Annotated in this window: 11 protein-coding genes and 1 rRNA gene; 5 read left to right on the forward strand and 7 right to left on the reverse strand. The window is 68.7% G+C overall.

Annotated elements, in window-relative coordinates:
• The first annotated feature begins 36 nt into the window (after positions 1-36).
• The gene (locus FOH10_RS24865; RefSeq protein WP_143982544.1) at positions 37-2,040 is read left to right on the forward strand and encodes an alpha-1,4-glucan--maltose-1-phosphate maltosyltransferase; all 2,004 of its coding nucleotides are present in this window, start codon (positions 37-39) and stop codon (positions 2,038-2,040) included.
• 23 nt (positions 2,041-2,063) lie between these two features.
• On the opposite strand, the gene FOH10_RS24870 is transcribed toward FOH10_RS24865, so the two are convergent.
• Positions 2,064-2,930 carry a class II glutamine amidotransferase gene (locus FOH10_RS24870; RefSeq protein ID WP_039810718.1) on the reverse strand — a complete coding sequence of 289 codons (867 nt, stop codon included), beginning with the start codon at positions 2,928-2,930 and terminating at the stop codon, positions 2,064-2,066.
• A gap of 216 nt (positions 2,931-3,146) precedes the next feature.
• On the opposite strand from FOH10_RS24870, the gene glgB reads away from it, so the two are divergent.
• Complete coding sequence (glgB, locus tag FOH10_RS24875; protein ID WP_143982545.1) at positions 3,147-5,300, forward strand: 1,4-alpha-glucan branching protein GlgB; 2,154 nt, start codon at positions 3,147-3,149, stop codon at positions 5,298-5,300.
• A gap of 147 nt (positions 5,301-5,447) precedes the next feature.
• Positions 5,448-5,669, forward strand: coding sequence for a hypothetical protein (locus FOH10_RS24880; protein WP_029926490.1), 222 nt, complete (start codon positions 5,448-5,450; stop codon positions 5,667-5,669).
• Between the two features lie 75 nt (positions 5,670-5,744).
• Here the strand turns inward: FOH10_RS24880 and FOH10_RS24885 are convergent, their stop codons facing one another.
• The 3 genes from FOH10_RS24885 to FOH10_RS24895 are packed head-to-tail and all read right to left on the reverse strand — an operon-like array spanning position 5,745 to position 8,306.
• Complete coding sequence (locus FOH10_RS24885) at positions 5,745-6,596, reverse strand: tetratricopeptide repeat protein (RefSeq protein ID WP_029926488.1); 852 nt, start codon at positions 6,594-6,596, stop codon at positions 5,745-5,747.
• Between the two features lie 58 nt (positions 6,597-6,654).
• Positions 6,655-7,068, reverse strand: coding sequence for a DUF3817 domain-containing protein (locus tag FOH10_RS24890; RefSeq protein ID WP_143982546.1), 414 nt, complete (start codon positions 7,066-7,068; stop codon positions 6,655-6,657).
• A gap of 59 nt (positions 7,069-7,127) precedes the next feature.
• Positions 7,128-8,306: an acetyl-CoA C-acetyltransferase gene (locus FOH10_RS24895; protein WP_143982547.1), complete on the reverse strand. Its 1,179-nt coding sequence runs from the start codon at positions 8,304-8,306 to the stop codon at positions 7,128-7,130.
• A gap of 114 nt (positions 8,307-8,420) precedes the next feature.
• Between FOH10_RS24895 and mce the strand changes: the two genes are divergently transcribed.
• Both mce and FOH10_RS24905 read left to right on the forward strand, forming a co-directional pair.
• A complete protein-coding gene (gene mce / locus FOH10_RS24900) occupies positions 8,421-8,891 on the forward strand; it encodes a methylmalonyl-CoA epimerase (RefSeq protein ID WP_244961365.1) in 471 nt (156 codons plus the stop codon).
• Positions 8,892-8,977: 86 nt separating this feature from the next.
• Positions 8,978-9,970 (forward strand): coiled-coil domain-containing protein, encoded by a 993-nt coding sequence (locus tag FOH10_RS24905; protein WP_029926480.1) that lies wholly within the window; start codon positions 8,978-8,980, stop codon positions 9,968-9,970.
• 124 nt (positions 9,971-10,094) lie between these two features.
• Here the strand turns inward: FOH10_RS24905 and FOH10_RS24910 are convergent, their stop codons facing one another.
• The 3 genes from FOH10_RS24910 to rrf all read right to left on the reverse strand — a co-directional run bounded on the left by FOH10_RS24910 (position 10,095) and on the right by rrf (position 11,320).
• Positions 10,095-10,397, reverse strand: a complete 303-nt coding sequence (locus FOH10_RS24910) for an ATP/GTP-binding protein (RefSeq protein ID WP_143982548.1) — start codon at positions 10,395-10,397, stop codon at positions 10,095-10,097.
• A gap of 9 nt (positions 10,398-10,406) precedes the next feature.
• A complete protein-coding gene (gene nucS, locus FOH10_RS24915; RefSeq protein ID WP_039810709.1) occupies positions 10,407-11,084 on the reverse strand; it encodes an endonuclease NucS in 678 nt (225 codons plus the stop codon).
• Between the two features lie 119 nt (positions 11,085-11,203).
• Positions 11,204-11,320, reverse strand: a 5S ribosomal RNA gene (gene rrf / locus FOH10_RS24920).
• Between the last annotated feature and the right edge of the window lie 51 nt (positions 11,321-11,371).

Below are 11,371 nucleotides of genomic sequence, written 5' to 3' on the forward strand. Positions count from 1 at the left end.
CGGCGACGCGGCGGCGCAACCGGTAAGTTCGGGAGCGTGACCGGCCGCATCGCCATCGATGACACCGCCCCTGCCATTCCCGGCGGCCGACCGGCGAAAGCCGTGGTCGGCGAGGTATTTCCGGTGCGGGCGGTGGTGTGGCGCGAGGGGCACGCCGCGGTGGCGGCGACACTGGCGGTGCGGGCGCCCGGATCCTCGCGGGCCCGTCGATTCCGGATGGCGCCGGACTACCAGCCCGACGTGTTCAACGGCGTGTTCACGCCTACCGCACCCGGCCTGTGGACCTACCGCATCGAGGGCTGGAGCGATCCCGTCGCCACCTGGCGCGCGGCGGTGGAGGCCAAACTCGCGGTCGGGCAGAGCGCGGCCGATCTGGCCAACGACCTGGAGATCGGGGCGCGACTGCTGGAGCGCGCCGCCCAGGCGGTGCCGAAGAAGCAGTGGGAGACGCTGCGGGCGGCGGCCGCAGCCCTGCGCAGCGACGTACAGCTGCCCGCGCGGGTGGCGCCGGCCTTCAGCACCGAGGTGGGCGAGATCCTGCGCGCCACCCCGCTGCGCGACATGGTGACGCGCGGCCCCCAGCACACCGTGCTGGTGGAACGGCAGCGGGCGCTGTACGGAGCCTGGTACGAATTCTTCCCGCGTTCCACGGGCGGCTGGGACGCGGAGGGCAGGCCGGTGCACGGCACCTTCGCCACCGCCGCCAAGGAGCTGCCCCGCATCGCGGCCATGGGCTTCGATGTGGTGTACCTGCCGCCCATCCACCCCATCGGCAGGGTGAACCGCAAGGGCCGCAACAACTCTCTCACCGCCGAGCCCGGCGATGTGGGGTCGCCGTGGGCCATCGGCTCCGACGAGGGCGGGCACGACGCCATTCACCCGGCCCTGGGCACCGAGTCCGACTTCGCCGACTTCGTCGGTGCGGCAGCGGAATTGGGTATGGAGGTGGCGCTGGATCTGGCGTTGCAGTGCGCCCCGGACCATCCGTGGGTGGCGGCGCATCCGGAGTGGTTCACCACCCTGCCCGACGGCACCATCGCCTTCGCCGAGAATCCACCGAAGAAGTACCAGGACATCTACCCGGTCGATTTCGACAATGATCCGGACGGGCTGTACGCCGAGGTACTGCGGGTGGTGAAGCACTGGATCGGCCTGGGGGTGCGGATCTTCCGGGTCGACAATCCGCACACCAAACCGGCCGACTTCTGGGAGTGGCTGATCGGCCAGGTGCGTCGCGAACACCCGGACGTGATCTTCCTGTCCGAGGCGTTCACCCGCCCGGCCCGCCTCTACGGCCTGGCCCGGCGCGGATTCAGCCAGTCCTACACCTATTTCACCTGGCGCACCACCAAACAGGATTTCATCGAGTTCGGAAAAGAGCTGGCCGCCAAGGCCGATGAGGCGCGGCCCAACCTGTTCGTGAATACGCCCGACATCCTGCACGAGAGCCTCCAGCACGGCGGGCCCGGCATGTTCGCCATTCGCGCGGTACTGGCCGCCACCCTCGCACCCAGCTGGGGCGTGTACTCCGGATTCGAGCTGTTCGAGCATCAGGCCGTGCACGCGGGCAGCGAGGAGTACCTCGACTCGGAGAAGTACGAACTGCGCCCGCGCCGCTTCGCCGAGGCGGCCGCGCGCGGAGAATCGTTGGAGCCGTGGATAACCCGGCTCAACGAGATCCGCCGCGCCCATCCGGCGCTACAGCAGCTGCGCTGCATCCACTTCCACCACACCGACAACGACGCGCTGCTGGCCTACTCCAAATTCGACCCCACCACCGGGGACGCCGTGTTGATCGTGGTCAACCTCAACCCGTTCGGTGCCGAGCAGGGCATGGTGTCGCTGGATCTGCCCGCCATCGGCCGCGAATGGCACGACCGGCCGGTGGTGTACGACGAGGTGAGCGGCGAGGAATACCACTGGGGCCAGACCAATTACGTGCGGTTGGATCCCGCCCGCGCGGTGGCGCACATCCTGAACCTGCCCCCGGTGCCGATCCAGGCCCGCCAGGAACTGGCGTACCGGCACAGCTTCCACTGAGCACCGGACGCGACCGCGCACGTTCAGGCTCCGGTCTGCGATGCGGCGGCGGCCGGTTCCAGCTGTGCCAGCGACAGCGGATGCCGGGGCGGGCGGTTCAGCACCCGGGTGGAGCGCACCCGCAGCCGCTCGTCGACGTGCAGCAGCTCGCCCGGCCGCAGCAGCCGCCAGCCCGGATCCTCGTCCATGCGCTCACTGGCCACCACCACGGCCGGATGCCGCGCGAGATGCCCGCTGCGCGCCCGGATTCCGGTGCGGCCCGCATGGTCGAGATGCCGGTCGCCGCCCGCTCCGCCCGCGGCCCGCTCCAGCACGTACAGCTCGTGGGTGGCCGGGTAGCGCAGCGCCCACAGCTCGGTCGCGGTGGTCAGAACCAGGTTGAGCGCGTACACCGGCAACCGATCCGCGATCCAGGCGACGGCGTCGGCGATGCCCGCGGTGACGTCGCCGTCGTACTTGTCGATGCGCTTGGTGATCAGGGCGAAGAATCGTTCGGAATCGGTATCCCCCTGCACCAGTTCGCGATACGCGCCGAGTTCGGCATCCAGCTCGGACAGCCCGTGCAGCACCCCGTTGTGCGCGAACAGTCGCTTGAACTGCTGGAACGGATGGGTGTTGCGCGGTTCCACGGCCCCGGTGGAGGCGTAGCGCACATGGGCGACGAAGGTGGCCGACGCCCGCTCCCGCGCCTCCCTGCCGAACCGGGCGTCCTCGTACGCGGCCAGCGGCTGCTTCTCGACCAGCGGGGTGCCATCGGCGGCGAAGGTGCCCAGACCCACCCCGTCCGGCTCCCGCCGACTCTGCCGCGCCAGGCTGTCCGGCGCGTCCAGCAGCCAGAAGGTGGCCTTCACCCGCTGCGGCGCGGCCGACAATCCGAACAATCGACACATCAGCGCTCCTACCCGAGCGTGGTTCGAGCGTTCCGTATCCACCCTCGATCGTAAACGCCGCGGCCCGCCCACCGGCGAACCCGCCCCCGCTCGGCGCTGCGGGTGCGGTGTCCGGTTGCCTCGGCGCGCCGGTTCGACCCCGCCGCGCCGAGTGCCGCGCAGTAAGTTGGCAGATGTGTGCGCCAGCCGTGAGCCCGTTCGCCCGGAATGCCCCGCATGAACCGTCGTGACCTCATGCTGTTGGCGGCGGGCACCCACCCGGACCCGCATACGGTGCTGGGCGCGCATCCGCACCCCGGTGGCACGGTGATCCGGGCGCTGCGCCCGCACGCCGACACCGTGGCGGCCCGCATCGGCGACGCCGACCATCCGCTCGAGCACCTCGAACACGGGGTGTTCGAGGGCGTGGTCCCGTTCCCGGAGCTGTGGGACTACCGCCTGGTCACCTCGTATCCGGGCGGGCGCACCACCGTGGACGCCGACGGCTACCGCTTCCTGCCCACCCTCGGGGAGCTGGATCTGCACCTGATCGGCGAGGGACGGCACCAGCGGCTGTGGGAGGCGCTGGGCGCGCATCCGCGCCGCTACACCACGCTGGACGGCGAGGTGACCGGCACCTCGTTCGCGGTCTGGGCCCCGAACGCCCGCGGGGTGGCGGTCATCGGCGACTTCGACCGGTGGAGCGGGCACACCGCGCCCATGCGGCGGCTCGGCGGCTCCGGCGTCTGGGAGCTGTTCGTGCCGGGGCTGGGTCCGGGCGACAAGTACAAGTACCGCGTGCACGGCGCCGACGGCCGGGTCGTCGACCACGCCGATCCGCTGGCCTTCGCCACCGAGCCACCGCCCGCCACCGCCTCGGTGATCACCGCGAGCACCTTCGAGTGGGGTGACGACCGGTGGCTGCGCGCCCGCGCCCGGCTCGATCCCACCCGCGCGCCGATCAGCGTCTACGAGGTGCACCTCGGCTCCTGGCGGCCCGGCCTCGGTTATCGGGCGCTCGCCGAGCAGCTGGCCGAATACGTTGCCGCCCAGGGCTTCACCCATGTGGAGCTGCTGCCGGTGGCCGAACACCCCTTCGGCGGCTCCTGGGGCTACCAGGTCACCTCCTACTACGCCCCCACCGCGCGATTCGGCTCCCCCGACGACTTCCGCTGGTTCGTGGATCACCTGCACCGCAAGGGCATCGGCGTCCTCCTGGACTGGGTGCCCGCCCACTTCCCGCGCGACGAATGGGCACTGGCCCGCTTCGACGGCACCGCCCTCTACGAACACCCCGACCCGCGTCGCGGTGAGCAACTCGACTGGGGCACCTATGTTTTCGACTTCGGCCGCAACGAGGTGCGCAATTTCCTGGTCGCCAACGCCCGCTACTGGATCGAGGAATTCCACATCGACGGTCTGCGGGTGGACGCCGTCGCCTCCATGCTGTACCTCGACTATTCGCGCCCCGAGGGCGGCTGGGAGCCCAATGCGCACGGCGGCCGCGAGAATCTGGAGGCCGTCGCCTTCCTGCAGGAGATGAACGCCACCGTGCACGGCCACCATCCGGGTGTGCTCACCGTCGCCGAGGAGTCCACCACCTGGCCCGGCGTCACCCGCTCCACCGAGGTCGGCGGGCTGGGCTTCTCCATGAAATGGAATATGGGCTGGATGCACGACACGCTCGGCTATCTCGGCCACGATCCGGTGCACCGCACCTGGCACCACAACGAGATCACCTTCTCGCTCACCTACGCCTGGAGCGAGAACTACGTGCTGCCCATCAGCCACGACGAGGTCGTGCACGGCAAGGGCACCCTGTGGACGCGCATGCCCGGCGACGATTTCGCCAGAGCGAGCGGCGTACGCGCCCTGCTGGCGTACATGTGGTCGCATCCGGGTAAGCAGTTGCTGTTCATGGGACAGGAATTCGGCCAGTTCCGGGAGTGGGACCACGACCGCGGCCTGGACTGGTACGAACTCGACAACCCGCTGCACCGGGGCATCCACACGCTGGTGCGCGACCTCAACGAGCTGTACACCGGGCATCGCGCGCTGTGGAGCCAGGACACCTCACCCGGCGGTTACTCGTGGATCGACGCCGACGACCGCGACCGCAATGTGCTGTCGTTCCTGCGCTACGGCAGCGACGGCGCCATCATCGCGTGCGTGTACAACTTCTCCGGCGCCGAGCAGCCGGATTACCGGGTGGGATTGCCGTTCGGCGGGCGCTGGCGGGAGATTCTCAATACCGATGCCACGGCCTACGGCGGCAGCGGAATCGGGAATCTGGGCGGGGTGTCCGCGGACGGCGAGCCTCGGCACGGCCGTCCGGTGTCGGCGGCGGTCACGCTGGCCCCCAACAGTGCGCTGTGGCTCACCCCGGAGTGAGTCTCCCGCCTGCCGCTCATGGCCCCCGGAAATGGGGGCACGGACATTCGGGTCTGCCGAGATCGGTTGGCATGTAGTGGATTTGACCGTGCGGCGTCGCAACCGAAACGTAACAAATTCAGATCCACCGAAGAGGAACAGATCTCCATGAAGAAGCTGGGTACCGCCATGTTCATCGCCGCCGCCGCGGCCGGATTCCTGGGCGCGGGCGCCGGTATGGCCGCCGCCGACGTCCCGGTCACCGTCGCGCCGGTCGTCGCGCCCGGTGAGCCCGACCCGAGCGGCACCGGCTCGTCCTCGGCCCTGGTCGACGTGATCAAGTCGCTCAGCACCATGAGCGCCAACTCGGGCACCACGCCGGACGCCTGATGAAACGCACCGGTTCCCCCACTTCGGGTGAAGCCGGGGAACCGGTGCTGGTCGATGCGGCCGCTACCGACCGGGTCAGTAGAGCGCGGCGGCCAACTTGCGCCGGGCCGCCACCACGATGGGCTCGGCCGGATCGAACAGTTCGAACAGTTCCAGCAGATGGGTGCGGACGCGGGTGCGATCATCGCCCGCGGTGCGCTTCACCAGCGCGATGAGACGCTCGAAGGCCTGCTCCGGCTGCTGGTTGAACATTTCCAGATCGGCGGCGGCCAGGGCCGCGTCGAGATCCGCCGGATCGGCGTCGGCCTTGGCGACCGAACTCGGGTCCAACTCCTGGACCCGGGCCACGAACTGCACCTGGCGCAGCGCGGCCTTGGCCTCGGCATTGCCGGGCTCGGCATTGAGGATGGCCTGGTACGCGGCCTCGGCGGTGGCGAAATCCCCACGCTCCAAGGCTTCTTCGGCCGCCACGAAGCGCGGGTCCTCCGGCGCTTCCGGCTCCCCCTCGCCGCCCTCGCCGACACCGGGCAGTTTGCCGCGCACCGCGTCCACGACGGCGGCGAGCCACTGCCGCACCTGCTCCTCCGGCTGGTTGCCGGTGAAGTCGGCGAGCGGCTGCCCCGCGGCCACCGCGACCACCGTCGGGATGCCCTGCACCCCGAAGGCCTGCGCGATGCGCATATTGGCCTCGGCCTCGATGCTGGCCAGATCCCAGTCGGTGGTTTCGGCGGCCAGCTTCTCCAGCAGTTTCACCAGTTCGATGCTGCCGGGGCTGCGCTGGGAGTACAGCGCCACCACCACCGGCACCTGGGTGGAGCGGCGCAGCACCTTGGTTTCGAAGTCAGCCTCGGTGACGGCGTGCCCCTGGGGAGCGTCCCCGCTCACCGCGGGCTGCTTCAATGCGGACAGATCCACCGCACCGGACATAGCGGCGGCGACGGCGGCTGAAGGTCGTCGTGCAGGTCGAGTCACGACATCCAGTCTGTCACGAACGCGTCGCGGCCGGGGCGGCGCCTTCCGCCGCGGCGCCCGCGCTCAGCTCACCCAACTGCCCGGTGCGGACGGCCCAGCGCTCGAACCAGACGGTGGCGAACGGCGGAATGCTCGCGACCAGCGCCAACAGCGTGGTCCGGCGGTTCCACTCCAGTTCCCGCGCCGCCAGCAGGGCGATGAGCACGTAGAAGATGAACACGCCGCCGTGGATCGGACCGAAGATCTTCACCCCGACCACGATCTGCGGATCGGTCACGCCGAGATTCAAGGCGTCCAGCAGGCGCGGAATCCACTTGAACGCCATTCCGATCAGCAGACCCGCCCAGGACACCGCCTCGAGCACCGCGAAGAATCGGAAGCGCTTCGCCACCGTGCCGAGATCGAAGAAATCACCCATGCGGACCATTGTGCCCTGAGACCTACGACACCTTGTAGTGGAGGTGGTCACAATGGTCCGCCGGAGTGCTAGACGCGGACGATCAGGGCGTCGCCCTGGCCGCCGCCACCGCACAGCGCGGCCGCGCCGACGCCGCCGCCACGCCGCTTCAGCTCGTAGGCCAGGTGCAGCAGGATGCGGGCGCCGGACATGCCGAGCGGGTGGCCGATGGCGATGGCCCCGCCGTTGACATTGACCTTCTCCGGGTCGATGCCGAGCGTGCGGGTGGACGCCACGCCGACGGCGGCGAAGGCCTCGTTGATCTCCACCAGATCCAGATCGGCGGGCGAGATACCCTCCCGCTCACAGGCTTTCAGGATGGCGTTGGCGGGCTGGTCCTGGAGGGTGGAGTCCGGCCCCGCGACCACACCGGCCGCGCCGATCTCGGCGATCCAGGTCAGGCCCAGTTCCTCGGCCTTGGCCTTGGACATCACGACCACCGCGGCCGCGCCGTCGGAGATCTGCGAGGCGGTACCCGCGGTGATGGAGCCGTCCTTGCGGAAGGCCGGACGCAGCTTGGCCAGCGATTCGGCGGTGGTGTCGGCGCGAATGCCCTCGTCCTCGGCGAACACGATGGGGTCGCCCTTGCGCTGCGGAATGGAGACCGGCACGACCTCGTCGGCGAAGACACCGTTCTTCCAGGCCGCGGCGGCCTTCTGGTGCGAGGCGGCGGCGAAGGCGTCCTGATCCTCGCGGCTGATCTTGTCGGTGTCGTTGCGCTGCTCGGTGAGCGCGCCCATGGGCTGATCGGTGAAGATGTCGTGCAGGCCGTCGTAGGCCATGTGGTCCCGCAGCGTCACGTCGCCGTACTTGAAGCCCTCGCGGCTCTTCTCCAGCAGGTGCGGGGCCTGGGACATGGATTCCATACCGCCGGCGACCACGATCTCGTACTCACCGGCGCGAATCAGCTGATCCGCCAGCGCGATGGCGTTGATGCCGGACAGACAGACCTTGTTGACGGTCAGCGCGGGCACATCCATCGGAATTCCGGCCGCCACGGCCGCCTGCCGCGCCGGGATCTGCCCCGCGCCCGCGGTCAGCACCTGGCCCATGATCACGTAGTCGACCTGTTCGGGCGTCACGCCGCCCTGCTCCAGGGCCGCCTTGATGGCGATGCCGCCCAGATCGGAGCCGCTGAAGTCCTTCAGCGATCCCAGCAACCGCCCCACCGGGGTGCGGGCGCCGGAGACGATGACGGTGGTGGTCACGATGAGCCCTCGCTTACGTCGGATGATCGGACCCCTGCCACAGTCGAGGCCCTACTCAAAGGTAACCCGCTGCCTCCCGCCCCTCTTCCTCAGGTGCGCGCTACCGTTCGGTACGTGAGCAACACCGAAAAGCCCGAATTCGTCCCCGCGGAGTATGTGACCGCCGTCGACCACGTCGGCATCGCCGTTCCCGATCTCGACACCGCCGTCGCCTGGTACGTCGAGAATCTCGGCATGGTCGAGACGCATCGGGAGATCAACGAGGCCCAGGGCGTGCACGAGGCCATGCTGTCGTGCCCGGGCGCGCCCGCGGGCTCGAGTGCTCTCCAGTTGCTGGCTCCCCTGAACGCGGACTCCACCATTGCCAAGTTCATCGACCGAAATGGGCCCGGCCTGCAGCAGCTCGCATACCGTGTCACGGATATCGAAGCTGTCTCCGAGTATCTCCGTACACGGGGCTTGCGTTTGCTGTACGAGGCCCCGCGCGGCGGAACAGCAGGTTCCCGCATCAATTTCATCCACCCGAAGGATGCTGGCGGTGTGCTGGTCGAACTCGTCGAGCCCGCCGCGAAAACTACTCACTAGTACCGACATCCACGACGGGAAAGAGGCTGTAACAACATTCGCGGTCGGGTCACCATCAGTGGTCGACAGGCTGTAGTTTGTGGGGCATGTCGTCCACTGAGCCCGATCGTAATCGCTTCGTCGCTCTGCCCTTTACCGTAGTGCGGAAGGGGTATGACCGTGATGAGGTGCGCAACTACTTCGACCGATTCGACGCCGAGCTAAGGGTAACCGCTACCGATCGCGACGCCGCTGCCGCCCAGGCCCGAAACCTGGCCGCGCAGTTGGAAGACGCGCGCGACGAGATCGATGAGCTGCGCAAGGAGGTCGACCGGCTCTCGGTGCCGCCGACCACCGCGGAAGGTATGTCCGACCGCATTTCCCGCATGCTGCGCCTGGCCTCCGACGAGGCATCCGAGGTGCGCGCCCAGGCTCAGGCCGAGGCCGCGGAGATGATCTCGATCGCCGAACAGCAGGCGGCCGAGATGCGCGGAAAGTACGAATCGCTGCTCTCCGAGACCAAGGAGAAGCGCGAGGCGCTCGAGGTCGAGTTCGAGCAGACCCTCGCCAATGCCCGCGCCGAGGCCGCGAAGATCATCGACGCCGCCAATGCCGAGGCCGACCGCATCACCAAGGAGTCCGAGGCCAAGCGCAAGGCCGCGCAGCAGGACTTCGAGGTCACCATGGCCGAGCGTCGCACCAAGCTCACCCGCGCCATGGAGGAGCTCGAGGCCACCTCCCGCGCCGAGGCCGCCCAGCGCATCAAGGACGCCACCGACGAGTCCAACCGCCTCATCACCAACGCCACCAACACGGCCGATCGCAAGATCGCGCACGCCAAGGAGCTGGCCGAGGAGATGCGGGTGCTGCGCGGACGAGTGTTGGCTCAGCTCTTGGGCATTCGCGGTCAGCTCGATTCGGTTCCGGCCATGCTGGCCGCGGTCAACCGCGAGAGCGAACTGCTCGACGGCAACCCGGAGCCGCGCTCACTGCAGAGCAAGCAGTCCGGTCGCAAGGCCATCCAGGACTCCAAGTCCGAGTCCGAGGAAGAGCAGAACGTCGACGAAGAACAGCGTGAAAACGCCGAGGTCTCCAGCTAGTCCCTCACATTCGACGCCGACCGGGCGACACCCATCCACTCCGAGGCCGCCCCCACACGGGGCGGCCTCGCCTATTTCCGCCCGTTGTTTCCGATACCGCGCAGTGGACGCGTAGCAGCCTCGGCTAGGACCAGCGGCGGGTAATTCGCCTGGTATGTCGGCCTTTCCAGCAGCCGGTGTGCCAGTGGCGGCGGTCGTCCTCGCCTCCGTAGGCGGGCCAGGCGACTATGTGGGCGACACCGGGCATGATCTCCTGATCGCAGCCGGGGCAGCGGTAGCGCTTGACGGCACGGGTGCCGGGCACGGTACGGACGACATACATCTCCCCGCCCGGCCCCTCCTCCTGGCGGCCGAAGACATCACCCAGCGGGCGCGGTTCCGGGTGGGACCGCGCCGACTGCTGGGGTCTCGGCTTGCGACGGGGCATGATCCGAGGTTAGAACAGCCGGAATTCGTCGCTCTCGGTGCCACGCAGGGCGTCGTAATCCAGCGTGAGGCAGCGGATCCCGCGGTCGGTTGCGAGGGTCTTGGCCTGCGGCTTGATCTGCTGGGCTGCGAAGACTCCGGTGACCGGGGCCAGCAGCGGGTCGCGGTTGAGCAGCTCCAGGTAGCGGGTCAGCTGCTCCACCCCGTCGATCTCGCCGCGGCGTTTGATCTCCACCGCCACCGTCGCGCCGTCGGCGTCCCGGCACAGGATGTCCACCGGGCCGATGGCGGTCATGTACTCGCGGCGAATGAGTGTGTAACCCGCGCCGAGGGTTTCGATGTGCTCGGCCAGCAGCTCCTGCAGATGCGCTTCGACCCCGTCCTTCACCAGACCCGGATCCACACCCAGTTCGTGTGAGGAATCGTGCTCGATCTCCGCGACGGTGATGCGCAGCTCCTCACCCGCCTTGTTGGTGACCACCCAGAGCTTGGCCGCCTCCGTCTCGCTGTCACGCTCCTCCAGCCAGCACGGCGGGCTCATCCAGTTCAACGGCTTGTACGAACCGCCGTCGGAATGCACCAGCACCGAACCGTCCGCCTTCATGAGCAGCAGGCGACGAGCCATCGGGAGGTGAGCGGTGAGACGGCCGACGTAGTCCACTTGGCAGCGAGCAATCACGAGGCGCACCGGGACCACTCTAGTGCCCGAACCCGGCCGGAAATGCCAGGGGGCAGGGGAATTCGACGGTTCTTTCTCCGGAAACGCGGAAGGCCCCGACCGTGTGGTCGGGGCCTTCGCGAAGGATGTTCCGGCGGTGTCCTACTCTCCCACACCCTGTCGAGTGCAGTACCATCGGCGCAGGTGGCCTTAGCTTCCGGGTTCGGAATGGGACCGGGCGTTTCCCCACCGCTATAGCCGCCGTAACTCTATGAAACTGTCCACACCACGAACACCCCAACCCGGGGGCTCGAGCA

This window comes from Nocardia otitidiscaviarum (assembly GCF_007362295.1).
Lineage (GTDB): Bacteria > Actinomycetota > Actinomycetes > Mycobacteriales > Mycobacteriaceae > Nocardia > Nocardia otitidiscaviarum.